The sequence below is a fragment of the Amycolatopsis sp. NPDC049159 genome, from assembly GCF_040648295.1.
Classification (GTDB): Bacteria; Actinomycetota; Actinomycetes; order Mycobacteriales; family Pseudonocardiaceae; genus Amycolatopsis; species Amycolatopsis pretoriensis_A.
The window spans coordinates 16,242-41,399 of the sequence record NZ_JBEZDL010000031.1 but is presented as its reverse complement, the minus strand read 5'-3'; the positions used below and the strand labels follow the sequence as shown (position 1 = coordinate 41,399).

Here is a 25,158-nt window from a genome sequence, read left to right as displayed (position 1 = left end):
GACACATGTCCACCCCGAGCGACCGGGTCGTCGAAGCACTCCGTGCCGCGATGAAGGAGTCCGAGCGGCTCAAGCGGCAGAACCAGGAGCTGCGCGCCGCCGCCACGGAGCCGATCGCCATCGTGGCCATGGGCTGCCGGTTCCCCGGCGGCGTCCGCGGCCCCGAAGCGCTGTGGCGGCTCCTCGAAGCCGGCGGTGACGCGATCGGGCCGTTCCCGGCCGACCGCGGCTGGGACGTCGAGGCGGTCACCGGCGCTCGAGTGGACGAGCGGGGCATGGGCGTCAGCCAGGCGGGCGGGTTCCTCGACGGCGTCACGGACTTCGACGCCGGGTTCTTCGGGATCTCACCCCGCGAGGCGGTGTCCCTGGACCCCCAGCAGCGGCTGCTGCTGGAGGTGTCCTGGGAGGCGATCGAGCGGGCCGGCCTCGACCCGAGGCGGCTGCGAGGCAGCCGGACCGGCGTCTTCGCCGGGACCAACGGGCAGGACTACGCGTACCTGATGGTCCGTTCGCTGGCCGACGCCGACGGTTCGGTCGGCACCGGCATCGCGGCGAGCGCGCTGTCCGGCCGGGTGGCCTACACGCTCGGCCTGGAAGGCCCGGTCGTCACGGTCGACACGGCGTGCTCGTCGTCGCTGGTCGCGGTGCACCTGGCCGCGCAGGCGCTGCGGGCGGGGGAGTGCACCCTCGCGCTGGCCGCGGGCGTGAACGTGATGTCGACGCCCGGGTCGCTGCTGGAGTTCAGCCGCCAGGGCGGGCTTTCGGCCGACGGCCGCTGCAAGGCCTTCTCCGACGACGCCGACGGCACCGGCTGGTCCGAAGGCGTCGGCGTGCTGGTGCTGGAGAAGCTGTCGGACGCGCAGCGCAACGGGCACGAGGTGCTCGCCGTGGTCCGCGGCACGGCGGTCAACTCCGACGGCGCGTCCAACGGTTTCACCGCCCCCAACGGACCTTCGCAGCAACGCGTGATCCGGGCCGCGCTGGCCGCGTCCGGACTGTCCACTTCGGACGTCGACGTCGTCGAGGCGCACGGCACCGGCACGAAGCTCGGCGACCCGATCGAAGCCCAGGCGCTGCTGGCGACCTACGGGCAGGACCGCGGGACGCCGCTGCTGCTGGGGTCGGTCAAGTCCAACATCGGGCACACCCAGGCGGCGGCGGGGGTCGCCGGGATCATCAAGGTGGTCGAGGCGATCCGGCACGGGGTCGTGCCGCGGACGTTGCACGCGGAGACACCGTCGTCCCATGTGGACTGGAGCTCCGGTGCGGTGCGGCTCGCCACCGCGAACGAGCCGTGGCCCGCGGTCGATCGTGCGCGCCGGGCCGGGGTCTCGTCGTTCGGGGTCAGCGGCACCAACGCCCACGTCCTCATCGAGCAGGCGCCCGTCGCGGCGGCCGTCGAGACCGAGCGGGCGGACGTTCCGGCGCCGTGGCTGCTGTCCGGGCGCACCCCGGCGGCCTTGCGGGCCCAGGTCGCCCAGATCGTCGACGTCACCGGCGATCCGCTGGACGTCGCTTACTCCCTCGCCACCACCCGGTCGGCCTTCGAAGAGCGGCTGAGCGTCCTCGACCCGGACCCTCGTGCGGCGCTGGCCGCCTGGCTGGCGGACGGGGACGCGCCCGGCGTGGTCACGGGTTCGGTCGAGCGGCCGCCCGCGCTCGCGTACGTCTTCACCGGCCAGGGCGCGCAGTGGCCGGGGATGGGCCGGGGGCTGGCCGCGCGGTTCCCCGTCTTCGCCGACGCACTCGCCGCTTCGCTCGACCGGCTCGACCCGGCCGTCCGCGAAGTGCTGCAGGGCAACGACGCCGCCGCCCTGGACCAGACCGGGTACGCGCAGCCCGCGTTGTTCGCGATCGAGGTCGCGCTGTTCCGGCTCCTGGAGTCCTGGGGGATCCGGCCCGACTTCGTCGCCGGGCATTCGGTCGGCGAGATCGCCGCCGCGCACGTGTCCGGTGTGCTGTCCCTCGACGACGCCTGCGTACTGGTCGGTGCCCGGGCCCGGTTGATGCAGGCGCTGCCCGCCGGGGGCGCGATGGTCGCCGTCCGCGCGAGCGAGGAGGACGTCCGGCCGTACCTGGGCGGCGACGTCGCCGTCGCCGCGATCAACGGGCCGCGGTCGGTCGTGCTGTCCGGCGCCGAGGACGCCGTGCTCGCCGCCGCCGCGCACTTCGAGCGCCCGCGCCGGCTTTCGGTGTCGCACGCGTTCCACTCGCCGCTCATGGACCCGATGCTCGACGACTTCCGCGCGGTCGTGGGCGGGTTGTCGTTCGCCGAGCCGGTGCTGCCGTTCATCGCTTCCGGGGACGTGACGTCGCCCGAGTACTGGGTGAGCCACGTGCGGGAACCGGTCCGGTTCGCCGACGCCGTGGCGCGGCTCGCCGGGTCCGGTGCTTCGGTACTCGCCGAGCTGGGCCCGGACGCCGCGCTCACCCCGCTGATCGGGGACGGCACCGCGATTCCGCTGGGGCGCCGGGACTCCGACGAAGCCGCGGTGCTGACCGCGGCGCTGGCCGGGCTGCACACCGCCGGCGTGCGGGTCGACTGGCCGGCGTTCTTCGCCGGCACCGGCGCGCGCACGGTTTCCCTGCCGACGTACCCGTTCCAGAGCGAACGCTTCTGGCCGTCCACTGTGGACGTCGCCGCCGACGCCGCCGGGCTCGGGCTCGACCCGGTGACCCACCCGCTGCTCGGCGCGTCCCTGGCCCCGGCCGGGTCCGACGGCCTGCTGCTGACCGGCCGCATCTCGGCCCGCACCCACCCGTGGCTCACCGACGGCGTGTTCCCGGGCACCGGGTTCGTCGAACTCGCCCTGCGCGCCGGGCTCGACCTCGGCTGCGACCTGGTCGAAGAACTCACCCTCGGCGCCCCGCTGGTCCTCGCCGCCGACGAGGCCGCCGACCTGCAGCTTTCGGTCGGCGAGCCGGACGGGACCGGTCGCCGCCGGCTCGAGGTCCACACCCGGACCGAGGGGCGCTGGATCCGCCGCGCCGAGGGCGTCCTCGCCACCGGCGCACACCACGAACAATTCGCCGACGACTCCTCCACCGAGGTCGCTTTCGGGGAGGACGAAGCGGAGACGGCCCGGTTCGGGCTGCACCCCCGGCTCCTCGAGGAGGCGCTGCGGGTCGCGGGGATCACCGGGTACCCCACCCGGTGGACGCGGGTTTCGCTGCACGCCGCGGGCGCGGCCCGCGTCCGCGTCCGGGTGGGAGACGGCCCGTCGCTGGCCCTCACCGACACCGCCGGGCAGCCGGTGGCGTCGGTCGGCTCGGTGCGCGCGGAAGCCGTGGCCGCGGAGTCCGAGGTGGACTCGCTGTTCGAACCGCGCTGGGTGCCGGTCGTGCTGCCCCCGGAAGGCGCCACCGACGTCACCCTCGTCCGGCTGGCCGGCGACGGCAGTCCCCTGGACGACCTCACCACGCTGACCACCCGCGCCCTCGAACTGGTGCAGGACTGGCTGGCGGACGAGCAGTCCGCGGCGTCGCGGCTGGTCTTCGTGACCGAGGCCGGCGACCTCGCCGCCGCGGCCGTCTGGGGCCTGATCCGCACCGCCCAGGCCGAAAACCCGGGCCGCTTCGTCCTCCTCGACGTCGACGCCGAGACCACCGACGCGACCATCGCCCGTGCCCTCGCCCTCGACGAACCCCAGCTGCAGCTGCGCGGCGACACCGCCCGCGCCCCCCGCCTCGCCCGCGTGGACGCCGCACTTTCACGTGAAAGTGCCCACCTGGGGGCCGCACTTTCACGTGAAAGTGCGGCCTGGGATCCGGACGGGACGGTCCTGATCACCGGCGGCACCGGGGGACTGGGGGCCGAACTCGCGCGGCACCTCGTGCGTGAGCACGGTGTCCGGCACCTGCTGCTGCTCAGCCGCCGCGGCCCGGACGCGCCCGGCGCCCGTGAGCTGCGCGACGAACTCGGCGTCGACGTCGAGATCCGCGCCTGCGACGTCGCCGACCGCGAAGACCTGGCCGCCGCGCTCGCCACGGTTCCGGCCGAACACCCGCTGACCGCGGTCGTGCACGCGGCCGGCGTGCTCGACGACGGCGTCGTCACCGCGCTCACCCCGGAGCGGCTCGCTCCGGTGCTGGCCGCCAAGGCCGCCGCCGCGTGGCACCTGCACGAGCTGACCCACGACCTCGACGCGTTCGTGCTGTTCTCCTCCGTCGCCGGGATCATGGGCGGCGCCGGGCAGGGCAGCTACGCCGCCGCCAACAGCTTCCTCGACGCCCTCGCCGAGCACCGCCACGCCGCCGGCCTGCCCGCCCACTCGCTGGCCTGGGGCTCGTGGACGGTCGGCATGGCCGGCTCGCTCGCCGAAGCCGACCGCGCGCGGATGGCCCGCTCGGGCATGCCGCCGCTCGAACTCGACCACGGCCTCGCGCTGTTCGACGCCGCCCTCGCGCTGCCGCGGGCCCTGGTGGTGCCGGTCGCCGTCGACCTCGCCGCCCTGCGCCTGCTCGACGAGCTGCCGCCGATCCTGCGCGGCTTGGCCGGGGGCATCCGCCGCTCGGCCGCCACGACGTCCGGTGCCGCCGCCGACCTCGCCGGGCAGCTGCGCGCCCTGAGCGACGAGGAGCGGCTCGCGAAGGTCACCGACCTCGTCCGCGGCCGTGCCGCGACCATCCTCGGCCACTCCGATCCCGCCGCGGTCGGGGCCGGGAAGTCGTTCTCCGACCTGGGTTTCGACTCGCTGACCGCCGTCGAGCTGCGCAACCGGCTGGCGGCGGTGACCGGGCTGCGGCTGCCCTCGACGCTGGTGTTCGACCACCCGACGCCGGTCGCGGTCGCCCGGCTGGTGCTGGCCGAGCTGTTCGGCGACGCGGCCACCCCCGCCGCGGTGACCACCGGACGGCGGGACGACGACCCGATCGTCGTGGTCGGGGTCGCCTGCCGCTTCCCCGGCGGGGTCGAGAGCCCCGAAGACCTGTGGGACCTGGTCGCCGGCGGCCGCAGCGGGGTGTCGAGCTTCCCCACCGACCGCGGCTGGGACGCGGCCGCGCTCGCCGCCTCCGACACCCGCGCGGGCGGGTTCCTCTACGACGCCGCCGAATTCGACGCCGGGTTCTTCGGCATCTCCCCGCGCGAAGCCGTCGCCATGGACCCGCAGCAGCGCCAGCTGCTCGAAGTGTCCTGGGAGGCACTGGAACGCGCCGGGCTGGACGCGACCGGCCTGCGCGGCTCGCGCACCGGCGTGTTCGTCGGCACCAACGGCCAGACCTACTCCGACCTGTTCCTCACCGCCGACGTCGAGCTGCGCGGCCAGACCGGCACCGGGATCGCCGGCAGCGTCGTGTCCGGCCGGCTGTCCTACGTGCTGGGCCTGGAAGGCCCGGCGATGACCATCGACACCGCCTGTTCGTCGTCGCTGGTCGCGATGCACCTGGCCGCGCAGTCGCTGCGGGCGGGGGAGTGCGACCTGGCGCTGGCCGGCGGTGTCACGGTGATGGCGACGCCGGGCGGGTTCGTCGGCTTCAGCGGCCAGAACGGCCTCGCGCCGGACGGCCACTGCAAGGCGTTCTCCGACGACGCCGACGGCACCGGCTGGTCCGAAGGTGTCGGCGTGCTGGTGCTGGCGCGGCAGTCCGAGGCGCTCCGCGCCGGGCACGAGATCCTCGCCGTGCTGCGGGGTTCCGCGGTCAACCAGGACGGTGCGTCGAACGGCCTGACCGCGCCGAACGGCCCGTCGCAGCAGCGGGTCATCCGCGCCGCGCTGGCCGACGCCGATCTGTCCACTTCGGACGTCGACGTGGTCGAGGCGCACGGTACCGGGACGACGCTGGGCGATCCGATCGAGGCGCAGGCGCTGCTGGCGACGTACGGGCAGGACCGTGAGACGCCGTTGCTGCTGGGGTCGGTGAAGTCGAACATCGGGCACACGCAGGCGGCCGCGGGTGTCGCCGGGGTCATCAAGGTGATCGAGGCGATGCGGCACGGGGTCGTGCCGAAGTCGCTGCACGTCGGCGAGCCGTCGTCCCATGTGGACTGGGAAGCCGGCGCGGTCGAGGTCGTCTCCGAAGCCGTCGAGTGGCCCGCGGTGGATCGGGCCCGCCGAGCGGGTGTTTCGTCGTTCGGGATCAGCGGCACCAACGCCCACGTCATCCTCGAAGCACCCGAGCCGCGGCCCGTCCCCGCACCGCGACCGGAGGTTCCGGTCGTGCCGTGGGTCGTGTCGGCCAAGACCGAGGACGCCCTCACCGCCCAGATCGCCCGGCTCACCGAGGCCGGGCCCGACCCGCTCGACGCCGGGTACTCCCTGGCCACCACCCGCGCGAGCTTCCCGCACCGCGCGGTGCTTTCGGCCACGCCGGACGGCGTCCGCGAGATCGCGCGGGGAACCGCGGAAGCGCTCTCGGTGGGCTTCCTGTTCACCGGCCAGGGCTCGCAGCGGCTCGGCATGGGCCGCGAGCTGTACCGCACCTCGAAGCCGTTCGCCGCCGCGCTCGACGCCGTCCTCGCCCACCTCGACCCCGGCCTGCGGGACGTCCTGTGGGGCGACGACGAGAGCCTGCTCGCCGAAACCGGCTGGGCGCAGCCGGCGCTGTTCGCCCTCGAAGTCGCCCTGGCCCGGATGGCCGAGGCGCACGGCGTCCGGCCCGCCCGGGTCGCCGGGCACTCGGTCGGCGAGATCGCCGCCGCGCACATCGCCGGCGTGCTGTCCCTCGAGGACGCCTGCGCGCTGGTGACCGCCCGCGGCCGCCTGATGCAGGCCCTGCCGCGCGGCGGCGCGATGGTCGCCGTCGAAGCGTCCGAAGAGGACGTTCGCGCCCGGCTCACCGGCGGCGTCGACATCGCCGCGGTGAACGGCCCGCGCGCGGTCGTGCTCTCCGGCGCCGAGGACGCGGTGCTGGCGGTGGCGTCGACGTTCGAGAAGACCAAGCGGCTCAAGGTGAGCCACGCGTTCCACTCGCACCTGATGGACCCGATGCTCGACGACTTCCGCGCGGTCGTCGCCGGGCTGGCGTTCACGCCGCCGCGGACCCCGCTCGCCACCACCGGCGACGTCACCGACCCGGAGTACTGGGTCCGCCACGTCCGCGACACCGTCCGCTTCGCCGACGTCCTCGCGAACCTGGACGTCACGGCGTTCGTCGAGATCGGCCCGGACGGGGTCCTCTCGGCACTGGTCGACGAGCCCGGCGCACTCGTGACCCCGTTGCTGCGCAAGGACCGCCCCGAAGCCGAGACCGTCCTCAATGGACTGGCCCGGCTGCACGTTGCCGGCGCCGACGTCGACTGGACGCCGTGGTTCACCGGCGCCCGGCGGATCACCCTGCCCACGTACGCCTTCCAGCGGCAGCACTACTGGCCGCGGGTGGTGCCGGGCCGCGGCGCCGTCGAGCGCCTCGGGCTGACCCCGGCCGGGCACCCGCTGCTGGACTTCGCCGTCGACCTCGCCGACTCCGGCGGTGTCGTGCTGTCCGGGCTGCTTTCGCGGGACGCCCAGCCGTGGCTGGCCGACCACGTCGTCGGCGGGCACGTGCTGTTCCCCGGCACCGGGTTCCTCGACCTCGCCGTCCGCGCGGCGGACCAGGTCGGCTGCTCGGCCGTGGAAAGCCTGTCCATCGCCGCGCCGCTGTGGCTGCGCCCGGACGAGCCGGTGCTGCTGCAGATCGCCGCCGGCGGCCCGGACGACGCCGGGCGCCGCGAGCTGACCATCTCCGCCCGCGGCACCGGCCCGCACGCCGAGTGGGTGCAGCACGCGGCCGGGTTCGTCGCGGTCGGGGAACACCCGGCGGCGCCGCCGGGGGAGTGGCCGCCCGCCGGGGCGACTGAGCTCGACGTGTCCACCGTGTACCCGGAACTGGCCGCGACCGGCCTGGCCTACGGACCCGCTTTCCGCGGCCTGACCCGGGCCTGGCTGGACGGCGACACGCTGCTCGCCGAGGCCGAGCTGCCCGGCGAAGCCGACGGCGACTACGGCCTGCACCCGGCCCTGTCCGACGCGGCCCTGCACGCCCTCCACCGGCTCGACACGATCGCGGGCGGCCTGCCGTTCGCGTGGTCCGGGGTGTCGCTGCACGCCTCGGGCGCGACGCGGATCCGTGCCCGCTTCACGCCGGTGGACCGCGAGTCGGTGGCGATCGCGGTCACCGACGAGGCCGGCGAGCCGGTCTTGACCGTCCAGTCGCTCCAGCTGCGCGAAGCGGCCCAGCGCGACGCGGACGACGACTCCCTCTTCCAGACCACGTGGGTCCCGGCCGCCCTGGCCAAGGACGCACCGGCGGGCACCTGGGCCCTGCTCGGCGACGACCCGCAGCTGGCGGCGGTGGCCCGCCCCTGCGCGGACCTCGAAACGGCACTGGCCCTGGAACCGGACGTCCTCCTGGTCCCGATCGGCGCCGGGCACGACGACCTGCTCACCGCCGTCCGGGAAGTGACCGCCCACGCGCTGGGCGTGCTGCAGAACGCCGACGAGCGGGCCCGCCGGGTCGTCTTCGTGACCCGGGAAGCCGTCGCCGTCGAGCCCGGGGACCGGATCGCCGATCCCGCCGCCGCGGCCGTCTGGGGGCTGGTGCGGTCGGCGCAGTCCGAGCAGCCCGACCGGTTCGTCCTCGTCGACCTCGAAGCCGGCGCGTCCCTGCCCGGCACCGGGTTCGTCGTCTCCGGGGAACCCCAGTTCGCCGTCCGCGGCGAAAGCGTCCGCGTCGCCCGGCTCGGCCGCCTCGTCGGCAACGGCGACCTCCTGCCCCCCGCGGTACCGGCGTGGCGGCTCACCGCCGGTCCCGCGGGCATCGACGACCTGGGCGCCGAAGCGTGCCCGGCCGTGCTCGACGACCCGCCCGCGGGTCACGTCCGGGTCCGCCTCGAAGCGGCCGGGCTCAACTTCCGCGACGTCCTGTCCGTGCTCGGCATGTACCCGGGCAAGCTCGGCGACCTCGGCGCGGAAGGCGCCGGCGTGATCGAGGCGGCCGGCCCGGGCGTCGACCCGGCCCGCGTCGGCGAGCGCGTCTTCGGCATGCTGCCCGGTTCGTTCGGCACCCACAGCGTCTCCGACGTCCGCTACCTCGCGCCGGTGCCCGCCGGGTGGTCCGCGCGCACCGCCGCGTCCGTCCCGCTGGTGTTCCTGACCGCCTACTACGCGCTGGTCGACCTCGCGGACCTCAAGCCCGGCCAGAAGATCCTGATCCACGCGGGCGCCGGCGGCGTCGGCATGGCCGCCATCCAGCTCGCCCACCACCTCGGCGCCGAGGTCTTCGCCACGGCGAGCGCGGGCAAGCAGCACGTCCTGCGCGAACTCGGCGTCGCCGACGACCACATCGCCTCCTCGCGCTCGCTGGAGTTCGGCGCCGACTTCCGCCGCGTGATCGGCGGCGCGGGCGGCTCGGGCGTTGACGTCGTGCTCAACGCGCTGACCGGCGAGTTCGCCGACGCCTCCCTGGACCTGCTCGCCGACGGCGGCCGGTTCCTCGAGATGGGCAAGACCGACATCCGCGACGCCGCCGCGCTGCCGCGGGTCCGCTACCGCGCGTTCGACCTCGGCGAGGCCGGGCCCGACCGCACCGCCGAACTGCTCGTCGAGCTGCTGCGGCTGTTCGAAGACGGCGTCCTCACCCCGCTGCCGATCCGGAGCTGGGACCTGCGCCAGGCCCCGGCCGCGTTCCGGCACATGAGCCGCGCGAAGCACGTCGGCAAGATCGTGCTGACCCTGCCGCCGCGCTGGGAACCCGACGGCACCGTGCTCATCACCGGCGGCACCGGCGGGCTGGGCCGCGAGCTGGCCCGCCACCTCGTGCGCACCTACGGCGTCCGGCACCTCCTGCTCACCAGCCGCCGCGGGCCCGACGCTCCCGGCGCGGCCGAGCTGCGCGAAGAGCTGGGTGTCGACGTCACCATCGCGGCCTGCGACGTCGCCGACCGCGACCAGCTCGCCGCCGTGCTCGCCCGGATCCCGGCCGCGCACCCGCTGCGGGGTGTCGTGCACACCGCGGGCGTCCTCGACGACGGCGTCGTCGCCTCGCTCGACCCGGCGCGCCTGGACACCGTGCTGCGGCCCAAGGCCGACGCCGTCTTCCACCTCGACGAGCTGACGCGCGAGCTCGACCTGGCCGCGTTCATCATCTTCTCCTCGGTCGCCGGCACGGTCGGCTCGGCCGGGCAGGGCAACTACGCCGCCGCCAACGCCTTTCTCGACGCCTTCGCCCAGCGCCGCCACGTCGAAGGCCGCGCCGCGCTCTCCTTGGCCTGGGGTGGCTGGGAAACCGGCATGGTCGGCACGCTCACCGACGCCGACCGCGAGCGGATGGCCCGTGGTGGCGTGCCGCCGCTGACCGTCGAGCAGGGCATCCGGCTGTTCGACCGGGCGACCCGCTCGCCGAGCGCCGTGGTCGTGCCGATGCGCGTCGACCTCACGGCGATGCGCGCCCAGGGTGAGCTGCCGTGGCTGCTGCGCCCGGTCGCCCGGCCGGGCCGCCGCCGCGCGGGTGGCGACGCCGAGCACGTGCGCGGGTCGCTGCGCGAACAGCTCGCCGGGATGCGCCCGGCCGAGCAGCTGCGGGTGCTCACCGGGCACGTCGCTGCCGAGGTCGCGACCGTGCTCGGGCACGCGGCCGACGACGTCGAGACCACGCGGGAGTTCCGCGAGCTGGGCTTCGACTCGCTGACCGCGGTGGAGTTCCGCAACCGGCTCGCCGCGGTGACCGGCCTGCGGCTGCCCTCGACGCTGGTGTTCGACTACCCGACCCCGGGCGCGGTCGCGGAGTTCCTGCGCGGCGAGCTGGTCGGCTCGGCCGGCACCGGCACCGCCGTCGTGGTCACCGGGCCGGTGTCCGACGACCCGGTCGTGGTCGTCGGCATGGCGTGCCGCTTCCCGGGTGGCGTCACCGGTCCCGACGGGCTGTGGGACCTGGTCGCCTCGGGCGGGGACGCCGTCTCGGGCTTCCCGGCCGACCGCGGCTGGGACGCCGCGGCGCTGGCCGCCAGCGACACCCAGGCGGGCGGATTCCTCTACGACGCCGCCGAATTCGACGCCGCGTTCTTCGGGATCTCGCCGCGTGAGGCCGTCGCGATGGACCCGCAGCAGCGGTTGCTCCTCGAGGTGTCGTGGGAGGCGTTCGAACGCGCCGGGCTGGACGCGTCGCGCCTGCGGGGTTCGCGCACCGGCGTGTTCGTCGGCACGAACGGCCAGACCTACTCCGACCTGCTCATGACCACCGACGCCGACCTGCGCGGGCAGACCGGCACCGGCCTGGCCGCGAGCGTCGCCTCCGGCCGGCTGTCGTACGTGCTGGGCCTGGAGGGCCCGGCCATGACCATCGACACCGCGTGCTCGTCGTCGCTGGTGGCGCTGCACCTGGCCGCGCAGTCGCTGCGGTCGGGGGAGTGCGATCTCGCCCTCGCCGGCGGCGTGACCGTGATGGCGACGCCGGGCGGGTTCATCGGGTTCAGCGGCCAGAGCGGCCTCGCCCCCGACGGCCGCTGCAAGGCGTTCTCCGACGACGCCGACGGCACCGGCTGGTCCGAAGGCGCGGGCCTGCTGGTCGTCGAGCGGCAGTCCGACGCACTGCGCCACGGGCACCGGATCCTCGCCGTGGTGCGGGGTTCCGCGGTCAACCAGGACGGCGCCTCGAACGGGCTCACCGCGCCCAACGGGCCGTCGCAGCAGCGCGTCATCCGCGCCGCACTCGCCAGCGCCGGTCTGTCCACTTCGGACGTCGACGTCGTCGAAGCGCACGGCACCGGCACCACCCTGGGCGACCCGATCGAAGCCCAGGCGCTGCTGGCGACCTACGGGCAGGACCGCGGCACGCCGTTGCTGCTCGGGTCGATCAAGTCCAACATCGGGCACACGCAGGCCGCCGCCGGCGTCGCCGGGATGATCAAGGTGATCGAGGCGATGCGGCACGGGGTCGTGCCGAAGTCGCTGCACGTCGGCGAGCCGTCGTCCCATGTGGACTGGGAAGCCGGTGCGGTCGAGGTCGTCGCCGAGGCCGTTCCCTGGCCGTCGGTGGGCCGGGCCCGCCGCGCGGGGGTTTCGTCGTTCGGGATCAGCGGGACCAACGCCCACGTCATCCTCGAAGCGCCCGAAGCGCGCCCGGAAACCCCGCGCGAGGAGCCGGCCGCGATCCCGGTGCCGCTCGTCGTCTCCGGCCGGACCGCCGACGCGCTGCGGGACCAGGCCGCCCGCCTCGCCGAGCGGCTCGAGACGTCCGGTGAACTGCTCGACGTCGCCTTCGCCGCGGCCACGACCCGCGCGAGCTTCGCGCACCGGGCCGCGATCGTCGCCACCGAACCGGAAGCCGCGGTCCGCGAGCTGCGGGCACTGACCGGCGCCACCGAGACCGGCCGCCCGCCGGTGCCGGCGTTCCTCTTCACCGGGCAGGGCGCGCAGCGGCTCGGCATGGGCCGCGAACTGGCCGAGGCCTACCCGGTCTTCTCCGCCGCCCTAGACGAGGTGCTCGCCTTCTTCGACCCCGGACTCCGGGACGTCATCTGGGGCACGGACGCCGACGCACTGGCCCAGACCGGGCACGCGCAGCCCGCGCTGTTCGCGATCGAGGTCGCCCTGGTGCGGCTGCTGGCGTCGTGGGACGTGCGGCCGGACTTCGTCGCCGGGCACTCCGTCGGCGAGATCGCGGCCGCGCACGTCGCCGGGGTGCTGTCCCTGGAAGACGCGTGCACGTTGGTGTCCGCCCGCGGCCGCCTGATGCAAACGCTTGCGCCCGGGGGCGCGATGGTCGCCGTCGAAGCCTCCGAAGCGGACGTCCGCCCCCTGCTGACCGGCGAGGTCGACCTTGCCGCGGTGAACGGGCCGCGTTCGGTCGTGCTTTCCGGCGCCGAAGACGCGGTGCTGGAAGTGGCGGCGCGGTTCGAGAAGACCAAGCGGCTCGCCGTCAGCCACGCGTTCCACTCACACCTGATGGACCCGATGCTCGACGACTTCCGCGCGGTCGTCGCCGGGCTGACGTTCGCCGAGCCGGAGATCCCGGTCGTCTCCGCCGGGGACGTCACCGACCCGGAGTACTGGGTCGGGCACGTCCGCGGCACCGTCCGGTTCGCCGACGCCGTCGCCGGGCTCACCGAGCGTGGCGTGACGGCGTTCGTCGAGGTCGGGCCGGACGCCGTGCTCACCGCGCTGGTCGACGTCGCGGGTGCGGCGGTCGTCCCGGTGCTGCGCCGCGACCGCGGCGACCGCGCCGCCGTGGCCGCCGCGGTGGCCACGCTGTACCGGATCGGCACCCGGATCGACTGGGCCGCCTGGTTCGCCGGCACCGGCGCCCGGGCCACGGACCTGCCCACCTACGCCTTCCAGCACCGCCGCTACTGGCCGGAACCCGCCGCGCGCGCCGCGGCGGACGACTCCTTCTGGTCGGTGGTGGAGAACGGCGACCTCGCGTCGCTGGCGGCGGACCTCCAGGTCGACGCCCCGGCGCTGGAGTCGGTCGTCCCCGCCCTGTCGGCCCTGCGCGCGCGACGGCAGCGCCAGTCCGTTGTGGACGGCTGGCGCTACCGCGTCGAATGGCGCCCCTTGCCCGCTTCGACCGCGACGGCGGGTGACCGGCTGGTCCTCGTCCCGCCCACGGACGACCCGTGGGTCCGCGAGGTCGCGGCCGCCCTGGGTACTTCGCTGACCGTGTCCACTGTGGACCGGGAAGAGCTGGCCGGCCTCCTGCGCCCGCACGTCGCCCCGACGGTCGTCTCGCTGCTCGGGCTCGCCGAGACCACCGCGCTCATCCAGGCCCTGGACGACCTCGGTGCCGACACGGCGCTGTGGTGCGTCACCCGCGGCGCGGTGTCCACCGGCCCGGCCGATCCGGTCACCGCGCCCGCCCAGGCGGCCATCTGGGGTCTCGGCCGCGTCGCCGCGCTGGAGTACCCGCGCCGCTGGGGTGGTCTCGCCGACCTCCCGGCCGACCTCGACGCCCGGCTCCTCGCCAGATTCGCCGGGGCCCTCGACGGCGACGACGACCAGATCGCCGTCCGCGCCTCGGGTGTCTACGGCCGCCGCCTCGTCCCGGCGACCGCCGCGGCCACGCCGTGGCAGCCGCGCGGCACCGTCCTCGTCACCGGCGGCACCGGCGCGCTCGGCCGCCACGTCACGAAGTGGCTGCTCGGCCAGGGCGCCGAGCGGGTCGTGCTGGCCAGCCGCTCCGGCGGCGAACCCGGTCCCGACGAGCGGGTCGTCGTCGTCCGCTGCGACGTCGCGGACCGCGCGCAGCTCACCGAACTCCTCGAAGCTCACCGGCCCGACGCCGTCGTGCACGCCGCCGGGGTCCTCGACGACTGCGTCCTCGGCGGTCTCACCCCGGACCGCTTCGACGCCGTGTTCAGCGCGAAGGTCGACTCCGCGCTGCTGCTCGACGAGCTGACCGGCGACCTCGACGCGTTCATCCTGTTCTCCTCCGTCGCCGGCGCCGTCGGCAACCCCGGCCAGGCCAACTACGCCGCGGCCAACGCCGTGCTCGACGCGCTCGCCGAAGCCCGGCGCGCCCGCGGGCAGGCCGCGACCTCGATCGCGTGGGGCGCCTGGGCCGGTGACGGCATGGCCGCCGGACTCGGCGGTGGCCTGGACCCCGACCTCGCCGTCACCGTGCTCGCCGACGCGGGCGGCCCGGCCGCGCAGCTCGTCGTCGCCGACATCCAGAACGCCGACGTCCTGCGGTCGCTGCTGAGCATCCGCCGCAGCCCGCTGCTGGCCGACCTGCCGGTCGTCCGCCGGGTCCTCGCCGACCTGGCCACCGAACCGGCCACCGGGGGAGCACTGGCCACGCGCCTGCTCGCGGCCCCCGCGGCCGAACGTGCGAGCGTGCTGCTGGACCTGGTCCGCGAGCACGTCGCCACCGTGCTCGGGCACGGCGGAACCGCGGAAATCGGCGCCACCCGGGCGTTTTCGGACCTCGGGTTCGACTCGCTCACCGCGATCGAGCTGCGCAACCGGCTCGACGCCGTGACCGGGCTGAGCCTGCCCGCGACCCTGGTGTTCGACCACCCGAACCCCGCTGCCCTGGCCGAATTCCTCCTCGTCGAAGTGCTCGGCGGCGACGTCCCGGCGACCGCCGTGGCGGGCCCGGCGAACGCCACCGACGACCCGATCGTCGTGGTCGGCATGAGCTGCCGCTTCCCCGGCGGCGTCCGCACCCCCGAGGACCTGTGGACGCTGCTGTCGGAAGGCCGCGACGCGATCACCGGGTTCCCCGCCGACCGCGGCTGGGACATGTCCGCGCTGGCGGGCGAGGGGCGCGGCAGCAGCTACGTCGACCGCGGCGGGTTCCTGCCCGACGCCGCCGACTTCGACCCCGAGTTCTTCGGCATCTCCCCGCGCGAAGCACTGGCGATGGACCCGCAGCAGCGCGTGCTGCTGGAGACGTCGTGGGAGGCCGTGGAGCGCACCGGCATCGACCCGACCGGCCTGCGCGGCAGCCGCACCGGCGTCTTCGTCGGCACCAACGGCCAGGACTACGCCGGCGTGATCGTCCGCTCCGCCACCGACGTCGAGGCTCACGCGGGCACCGGCGTCGCGGCCAGCGTCGTGTCCGGCCGCCTGTCCTACGTGCTCGGGCTCGAAGGCCCGGCGATGACCATCGACACGGCGTGCTCGTCTTCGCTGGTCGCGCTGCACCTCGCGGCGCAGGCCCTGCGCGCGGGGGAGTGCGACCTCGCGCTCGCCGGCGGCGTCACGGTCATGGCCACCCCGGTCAGCTTCGTCGGCTTCAGCCGCCAGAACGGCCTCGCGCCGGACGGGCTGTGCAAGGCGTACTCCGACTCGGCCGACGGCACGAGCTGGTCCGAAGGCGTGGGCGTGCTCGTCGTCGAGCGGCTGTCCGACGCACGCCGGCACGGCCACGACGTCCTCGCGGTGGTCGCCGGTTCGGCGATCAACTCCGACGGCGCGTCCAACGGCCTCACCGCGCCCAACGGCCCCTCGCAGCAGCGCGTGATCCGGCAGGCCCTGGCCAGTGCGGGACTGCGTCCGTCCGATGTGGACGTCGTCGAGGGCCACGGCACCGGCACGACCCTCGGCGACCCGATCGAGGCGCAGGCGCTGCTGGCCGCGTACGGTCAAGAACGTGAACGGCCGCTGCTGCTGGGGTCGGTGAAGTCCAACCTCGGCCACACCCAGGCCGCGGCGGGCGTCGCCGGCGTCATCAAGATGATCCTGGCCCTGCAACGGGAACGGATCCCGGCGTCCCTGCACGTCACCGAGCCCTCCACCCACGTCGACTGGACTTCGGGCGGGGTCGAGCTGCTCACCGAGCCCGTCGAGTGGCGTGAGAACGGGCACCCGCGCCGGGCCGGCGTCTCGTCGTTCGGCCTGTCCGGCACCAACGCGCACGTGATCATCGAGCAGGCCCCGGCCGCCGCTCCCGTCGAACCGCGGCGGGAGGTCACGCCGGGCGTGGTGCCGTGGCCGGTCGCCGGCCGGTCCGAAGCCGCCCTCGACGCGCAGCTCGCCGCCCTGCCCCGCGACCTCGACCCGCTCGACGCCGGGTTCTCGCTCGCCACCACGCGCTCGGCGTTCGAACACCGGGCCGTGCTGGTCGACGGCACGCCGGTCGCCCGCGGGATCGCGCGGGAGCGGACGGTCGCGTTCCTGTTCACCGGCCAGGGTGCGCAGCGGCTCGGCATGGGCCGCGGGCTCTACGAACGGTTCGGCGTCTTCGCCGACGCCTTCGACGCGGTCTGCGCGCACCTCGACACCGCCTTGCCGCGTCCGCTGCGCGAAGTGGTCTTCGGCGACGACCCCGCGCTGCTCGACGAGACCGGCTGGGCCCAGCCCGCGCTCTTCGCGCTCGAAGTCGCGCTGTTCCGGCTGGTGCGCTCGTGGGGCGTGCGGCCCGCGTTCCTCGCCGGGCACTCGGTCGGCGAGATCGCCGCGGCCCACGCCGCCGGGGTGCTGTCGCTGGCCGACGCGTGCACGCTCGTCGCGGCCCGCGCCCGGCTCATGCAGGCGCTCCCGTCCGGCGGCGCGATGGTCGCCGTCCGCGCCACCGAGGACGAGGTCCGGCCGCTGCTGACCGGCGGCGTCTCGCTCGCCGCGGTGAACGGGCCGTCGTCGGTCGTGCTCTCCGGCGCCGAAGACGCCGTGCTGGCCGCGGCGGCGGGCTTCGAGCAGACCAAGCGGCTCGCTGTGTCGCACGCCTTCCACTCGGCGGCGATGGACCCGATGCTCGACGACTTCCGCGCGGTCGTCGCCGGGTTGGCTTTCGCCGCACCGGAAATCCCGGTCATCGGCGACTTCACCTCGCCGGAGTACTGGGTGCGGCAGGTCCGCGACACCGTCCGCTTCGCCGACACGACCGCGCGCCTGCTCGAGGCCGGTGTCACGGCGTTCGCCGAACTGGGCCCGGACGCCGTGCTCACCGCGCTCGTCGACGGCGAAGTCCTCGCCCCGGTGCTGCGTGCCGGGCGCGACGAGGAGACGACCGCCGTCACCACGCTGGCCGCGTTGCACGTCAACGGCGTGCCGGTGGACTGGACCGCGCTCTTCGACGGCACCGGCGCCCGGCGCGTCCCGCTCCCGACGTACGCGTTCCAGCGGCAGCGCTACTGGCCGCGGCTCATCCCGGGCCCGGGGCAGCTCGGCATCACCGCGGCCGGGCACCCGCTGCTCGGCGCGGTCACCGAGCTGGCCGGCTCCGGCGAGGTCGTCTTCTCCGGCCGGCTCTCGCCGTCGTGGGTCGACGAGCACGTCATCGGCGGCCAGGTCCTGTTCCCCGGCGCCGGGTTCCTCGAACTGGTGGTGCGCGCCGGCGACCACGTCGGCTGCGGCCGCGTGGAGGACTTCACGGTGGCGGCGCCGCTGGTGCTGTCCGCCGCGACGCTCGTGCAGGTCGTGGCCGGCACCCCGGACGCGGACGGCCGCCGCGAGGTCAGCGTGTCCTCGCGCGCCGACGCCGAGTGGATCCGCCACGGCACCGGCGTCCTGGCCCCGGGCACGCTCCCGGCCGGCTTCGACGCGGGGGAGTGGCCGCCCGCCGGAGCGTCCGAAGTGGACTTGGACGGGTTCTACGAGAACTTCGCCGAGGCCGGGTTCGCCTACGGGCCCCAGTTCCGCGGCCTGCGCCGGGTGTGGCTGCGTGACGGCGAAGTCTTCGCCGAAGCCGAGCTGCCGGGCGACGACCACGAGGACTACGGCCTGCACCCGGCCCTGCTCGACTCGGTGCTGCACGCGATCTCTTTCGCTGATTCAGTGCCGGGCGGGCTCCCGTTCTCGTGGGCGGGCGCGGAACTGCACGCCACGGGCGCGCGCCGGGTCCGGGCGCGGATCGCGCGGGCCGGCGACGACTCGGTCACCCTCGACCTCGCGGACGAGACCGGTGCGCCGGTGCTGTCGGTGGACGCGCTGACCCTGCGCGCGGCGACGCCGGTCGAGTCCGGGCCCGAGTCGCTGTTCCGCGTCGACTGGCTGCCGTTGCCCGGTGCCGAACCCGAGGGAAGCTACGCGGTACTGGGCGGCCGGCTCGCGGAGCTGGGCACGGAGTACCCGGACGTCGCCACGGCGCTGGCCGCGGAGCCGGACGTACTGCTGGTCGGAGTGCACGGCGGCACCGACGTGCTCGCCGACGTCCGCCGGGTCACCGCCGACGTCCTCGCCATCCTGCAGACCCCGAACGAGAGCACCCGGATCGTCTTCGTCACCGAGGGCGCCGTCGCCGGGGAAGACCTCGCCGCGTCCGCCGTCTGGGGCCTGGTCCGCTCCGCGCAGACCGAGAACCCGGGCCGGTTCGTGCTCGCCGACGTCGACGACGCCTCCCTGGCCGGACTGCCCGCCGCGATCGCGACCGGCGAACCGCAACTGCTGCTGCGCGACGGCACCGCCCGGGCCGCCCGCCTGACCCGAGCCGCACTTTCACGTGAAAGTGCCGACCTGGGCCCCGCACTTTCACGTGAAAGTGCGGGCTGGGACCCGGAAGGGACCGTCCTGATCACCGGGGGCACCGGTGGGCTCGGCCGCGTCTTCGCCCGGCACCTGGCCGCCGAGTACGGCGTCAAGCACGTCCTGCTCGCCAGCCGTCGTGGCGGGGAAGCCGACGGGGTCGTCGAACTGGTCGCCGAACTCGCCGCGCACGGCACCGAAGTCACCATCGCCGCCTGCGACCTCGCCGACCGCGCCGCCGCGGAGAACCTGCTGGAAAGCATCCCGGCCGACCGCCCGCTGACCGCGATCCTGCACGCCGCCGGGGTCCTCGACGACGGCGTCCTCGGCTCCCTCGATCCCGGCCGCCTCGAGACCGTGCTGCGCCCGAAGGCCGACGCCGCCTGGAACCTGCACGAGCTGGCCGGCGACGTCGACGCGTTCGTCCTGTTCTCCTCGGTCGCCGGCACGATCGGCTCGCCGGGGCAGGCGAACTACGCCGCCGCCAACGCCTTCCTCGACGCGCTCGCCGCGCACCGGCACGCCCGCGGGCTCGCCGCGACGTCGCTGGCGTGGGGCGCGTGGGAGACCGGCATGGTCGGCACCCTCACCGACGCCGACCGCGAGCGGATGGTCCGCGCGGGCATGCCGCCGCTGCCGGTCGAGCAGGGCTGCGCGCTCTTCGACCGGGCCGTCGCGCTCACCGAACCCGCGCTCGTGCCGGTGCTGATCGACCTGCCGCGGCTGCGCGGCCTGGCCGAACCGCCGTGGCTGCTGCGCCCGGTCGGCCGCCGCAGCCGTCGCGGTGCGGGCCGGGCGACTCCGGCCGCGAACGCCCTGCGCGAGCGGCTGTCCGGCCTCCGCGAGAGCGAACAGCGCAAGGCCCTGCTGGAGGTCATCCGCACCCAGGTCGCCGCCGTGCTCGGGTTCGACGCCGCGAGCGTCGACGTCGAGCGCGAGTTCCGCGGCCTCGGCTTCGACTCGCTCACCGCCGTCGAGTTCCGCAACCAGCTCGCCACCGCGACCGGCCTGCGGCTGCCGGCGACCCTGGTGTTCGACCACCCGACCCCGGTCGTGCTGGCCGGCTTCCTGCGCGGCGAACTGGCCGGCGAGGACGTCCCGGTCGCCCGCACCACGGTCAAGGCGCTGGTCGCCGACGACCCGATCGCCATCGTGTCGATGGCCTGCCGCTACCCGGGCGGGGTCACCTCGCCCGAGCAGCTGTGGCAGCTGGTCCTCGACGGCGGCGACGGCGTCGGGCCCTTCCCGGCCGACCGCGGCTGGGACCTCGCCGGGCTCTTCGGCGCCGACCGCGGCCGCTCGTACGTCCGCGAAGGCGGTTTCCTCGGCGAGGCCGGGATGTTCGACCCCGGCCTGTTCGGCATCTCGCCGCGCGAGGCCCTCGCGATGGACCCGCAGCAGCGGCTGCTGCTGGAAACGTCGTGGGAGGTCATCGAACGCGCCGGCGTCGACCCGCTTTCCCTGCGCGGCAGCAAAACCGGCGTGTTCGCCGGCGTGATGTACCACGACTACGGCCAGGGCGTGCAGTTCCCGGAGGAGGCCCTCGGCTTCCTCGGCATCGGCACCGCGGGCAGCGTCATGTCCGGGCGCGTCGCCTACGCGCTCGGTCTCGAAGGCCCGGCGGTCACCATCGACACGGCGTGTTCGTCGTCGCTGGTCGCGATGCACTGGGCGGCCCAGGCCCTGCGGGCCGGGGACTGCGAACTCGCGATCGCCGGCGGTGTCACGGTGATGGCGACGCCGGGTGCCTTTGTCGATTTCTCGGCTCAGGGCGGCCTGGCGCAGGACGGCCGGTGCAAGTCGTTCTCCGACTCCGCCGACGGTGTCGGCTGGGCCGAAGGCGTCGGCGTGGTCCTGCTGGAGCGGCTGTCGGATGCCCGCCGCAACGGCCACGAAGTCCTCGCGGTGGTGCGCGGTTCGGCGGTCAACCAGGACGGCGCGTCCAACGGCCTCACCGCCCCCAACGGCCCTTCGCAGCAACGCGTGATCCGCCAGGCGCTGACGGTCTCCGGGCTCACGACGTCCGATGTGGACGTAGTCGAAGGCCACGGCACCGGCACCCCGCTCGGCGACCCGATCGAGGCGCAGAGCCTGCTGGCCACCTACGGCCGGGACCGCGAAACGCCGCTGCTGCTGGGTTCGGTGAAGGCCAACATCGGCCACACCCAGGCCGCCGCCGGCGTCGCGGGCGTGATCAAGATGGTCCAGGCCATGCGGCACGGCGTCGTCCCGAAGTCGCGCTACTCGGCCGAACCGTCGTCCCATGTGGACTGGTCCGAGGGCGCGGTCGACCTGGTCCCCGACACCACGGCGTGGCCCGAGGTGGACCGCGTCCGCCGCTCGGCGGTGTCGTCGTTCGGGATCAGCGGCACCAACGCCCACGTCATCCTCGAGCAGCCGGCCGAGCAGCCCGCACCCCGGGCGACCACGGCGGACGCCGGTCCGGTGCCGGTCGTGGTCTCCGGCCGCACGCCCGAAGCTCTGCGTGCCCAGGCCGCCCGCCTGGCCGAACACTGGGAAGCGACCGACAACCCGATGAGCGACCTGGCGTTCTCGGCCGCGGTGACCCGGGCGGCGTTCACGCACCGCGCCGCGGTCGTCGGCAGCGAACTCACCGAGGTCGTCGCCGGGCTGCGGGCCATCGCCGCCGGGGACGCCGCCGTGCAGGGCGAGGCGCTCGTCGCCCCGCCGGTCGCGTTCCTCTTCTCCGGCCAGGGTTCGCAGCGAATCCACATGGGACGCGGCCTGTACGTCGCACACCCGGTGTTCGCGGCCGCGTTCGACGAGGTGCTGGCGCTGCTCGACCCGGACGTGCGGGCCGCCCTCGACGACGAGACCCGCATCGACCGCACGGAGTTCGCGCAGCCCGCGCTGTTCGCCTTCGAGGTCGCGCTGTTCCGGCTCCTGGAGTCCTGGGGCGTGCACCCCGACTTCGTCACCGGGCACTCGGTCGGCGAGATCGCCGCCGCCCACGTGGCCGGCGTGCTGTCCCTGCCGGACGCGTGCGCGCTCGTTTCGGCACGGGCCCGGCTGATGGGCGCGCTGCCGACCGGCGGGGTGATGGTCGCGGTGCGGGCGTCCGAAGAGGACGTTCTCCCGTTCGTCGGCGAAGGCGTCGACGTCGCCGCCGTGAACAGCCGCGGCTCGGTCGTCCTTTCCGGACACGAGGACGCCGTCGTCGCGGTCGCGGCGAAGTTCGCCAAGCACCGGCGCCTGCGCGTCTCGCACGCCTTCCACTCCGTGCTGATGGAACCGATGCTCGCCGAGTTCGGCGACGTCGTCGCGAAACTGGACTTCGCCGAGCCTCGGGTGCCGGTCGTGTCGGCGGGCGACGTGACTTCTCCGGCGTACTGGGTCAGCCAGATCCGCGACACCGTCCGCTTCGGCGACGCGATCGAGCGGCTCACCGAGGCCGGCGTCACGGTGTTCGCCGAGCTGGGCCCGGACGCCACGCTCACCGCCGTCGTCGACGAGCCGGCCGCGCACGTGATCCCGGTGCAGCGCAAGGACCGCGACGAAGCCGCCGCGGTCGCCGAGGCCCTCGCGCGGCTGCACGTCGCCGGGGTCGCCGTCGACTGGGCCGCCCGCTTCCCGAAGGCCCGGCGGGTGGCGCTGCCGACGTACGCCTTCCAGCACGAGTGGTTCTGGCCGCTGCCGGCCGCCGGCGGCGACGCCACCGGCCTCGGCCTCACCCCGGCCGGGCACCCGCTGCTCGGCGCGACCCTCGCACTGGCCGACTCGCCGGGCGTGGTCTTCTCGGGACGGCTGTCCGCGGCGACCCAGCCGTGGCTGCGCGACCACGTCGTCGGCGGCACGATCCTGTTCCCCGGCGCGGCTTTCCTCGAACTCGCGGTCCGCGCGGCCGACGAGGTCGGCTGCGCGGCGGTCGAAGACCTGACCCTGGCCGTGCCCCTCGTGCTCGACCCGGACGGCGCCGTCGTGCTGCAGCTGGCCGTGGGCGAGCCCGGCGAAGGCGGCCGCCGCGAGCTGACGATCTCCTCGCGGGCCGACGAAGACTGGACCCGGCACGCGACCGGCACGCTGGTCCCGCGCGCCGTGCCCGCCGAGGCGGTGCCCGGCACGTGGCCGCCGGCCGGGGCCGTCGAGGCCGACCTCACGGACTTCTACGCCCAGGCGGCCGAAGCTGGGTTCGCCTACGGGCCCGCGTTCCGGGGCCTGCACCGCGTCTGGCGCTCCGGTGCCGAGGTCTACGCCGAACTGGCCCTGCCCGAAAGCCTGGATGCCGGCCGGTTCGGGCTGCACCCGGCGTTGCTCGACGCGGCCCTGCAGGCCATCGGCTTCGGCGAGGGCGCCCCGGCCGGGCTGCCGTTCGCCTGGACCGGCGTCACCCTGCACGCGTCCGGCGCGACCCGCGCCCGCGCCCGGATCACCCCCGCGGGCGGTGACTCCGTGTCCCTGGCGCTGGCCGACGACGCCGGGAAGCCGGTCCTGACCGCGACCGGCGTCACCCTCCGCGCGGCCGAGGCCCCCGCCGAGGCCGACGCGTTGTTCGAGCTGCGCTGGACGCCGGTCCCGCTTCCCGAGCCGGGCACCGAAACCTGGGCGGCCGTCGGGACCGACCTCGCCACCGCGCTCGGCGTCGAGGCCCACCCGGACTTCGCGACCGCGCTGGCGGCCGGCGCCGACGTCCTCGCCATCCCGGTCACCGGCGGGCCCGACGCGGCGGCTTCGGCCCACGCGCTCACCGCGGAAGTCCTGGAATACCTGCAAAGCCCGGCACCGCGGCTGGTGTTCGTCACCCGCGGCGCGGTCGCCGGGGACGACGTCGCCGCGGCCGCGGTCTGGGGCCTGGTGCGCTCGGCGCAGTCCGAGGAACCCGGCCGGTTCGTCCTGCTGGACGCCGACGAGCCCGACGGCGACACGATCCGCGCGGCACTGGCCACCGGCGAACCGCAGCTCCTCCTGCGCGACGGCACCCTGAGCGTCGCCCGCCTCACCCGAGCCGCACTTTCACGTGAAAGTGCCGACCTGGGCCCCGCACTTTCACGTGAAAGTGCGGGCTGGGACCCGGAGGGGACCGTCCTGATCACCGGGGGGACCGGTGGGCTGGGGCGGGTCTTCGCCCGGCACCTCGTGGCTCGGGGGGCGCGGAAGTTGCTGCTGCTCAGCAGGAGGGGGCCGGCGGCCGACGGGGCCGGTGAACTGGTCGCGGAGCTGGCCGGTGCCGACGTGCGGGTGGTGGCCTGCGACGTCGGCGACCGGGACGCGCTCGCCGCGGTGCTCGCCGGGGTGCCCGACCTGACCGCCGTCGTGCACACCGCGGGCGTCGTCGACGACGGCGTGCTCGCGTCGCAGTCCCCGGAACGGCTGGCGAAGGTGTTCGCGCCGAAGCTCGACGCGGCCTGGCACCTGCACGAACTCGCCGGGGACGTCGCCGGGTTCGTGGTGTTCTCCTCGGTGGCCGGCACCATCGGCACGCCGGGGCAGGCCAACTACGCGGCCGCGAACGCGTTCCTCGACGCCCTCGCCGCGCATCGCCGCGGCCGCGGGCTGGCCGGGCTGTCGCTCGCGTGGGGTGCCTGGGACACCGGCATGACCGGCGACCTGACCGACGCCGACCGCGAGCGGATGGTCCGCGGCGGGATGCCGCCCCTGGGCGCCGAGCAGGGCACCGAGCTGTTCGACCGCGCGGTGGCCGGCGACCTCGCGCACGTCGTCCCGGTGCGCGTCGACCTCCCGACCCTGCGCACGCGCGGCGAGCTGCCGTGGCTGCTGCGCCCGGTGGGCCGGCCCGGCCGCCGCAGCGCGGCCGCCGGTCCGGACCGGGCCGCCGCGGCCGACCTGCGCGGGCAGCTGGCCTCGATGCGGGAGAGCGAGCAGGAACGGACGCTGCTTTCCCTGGTGCGGACCCAGGTTTCGGCGGTGCTCGGCCACCCGGCCGAGCAGGTCGGGGCCGGGCTGGAATTCCGCGAACTGGGCTTCGACTCGCTGACCGCGGTCGAATTCCGCAACCGGCTCACCGCCGCGACCGGGCTGACCCTGTCGGCGACCGTCGTCTTCGACTACCCGACCCCGGCCGGGCTCGCCGCGCACCTGCGGGCCGAGCTGGCCCCGGCCCCGGCCGCCGCGGCTTCGCTGCCGGCGGAGCTCGACCGGCTCGAAGAGCTGGTCGCCGCGGGCACGGCGGGCGAGTTCGCCGAGGCGGACGTCGCGGCCCGGCTGCGCCGGCTCCTGGCGAAGATCGCCGACGCGGAGCCCGCCGGCGAAGACGTCTCCGAGCGGCTCGACGCGGCCAGCACGGACGAGGTGTTCGCCTTCATCGACCACGAACTGGGCCGGCTCGGCGACGGGTCCGGACTCGAGCGGGAGGGCTGAGGCC

At 75.2% G+C, this 25,158-nt stretch carries 1 protein-coding gene; it reads left to right on the top strand.

Going from position 1 to position 25,158, the window contains the following annotated elements; genetic code table 11:
- The first annotated feature begins 5 nt into the window (after nucleotides 1–5).
- Entirely contained in the window at nucleotides 6–25,154 is a 25,149-nt protein-coding gene (locus AB0B33_RS41140; RefSeq protein ID WP_360782192.1) for a type I polyketide synthase, read from the top strand.
- Nucleotides 25,155–25,158 lie beyond the last annotated feature (4 nt).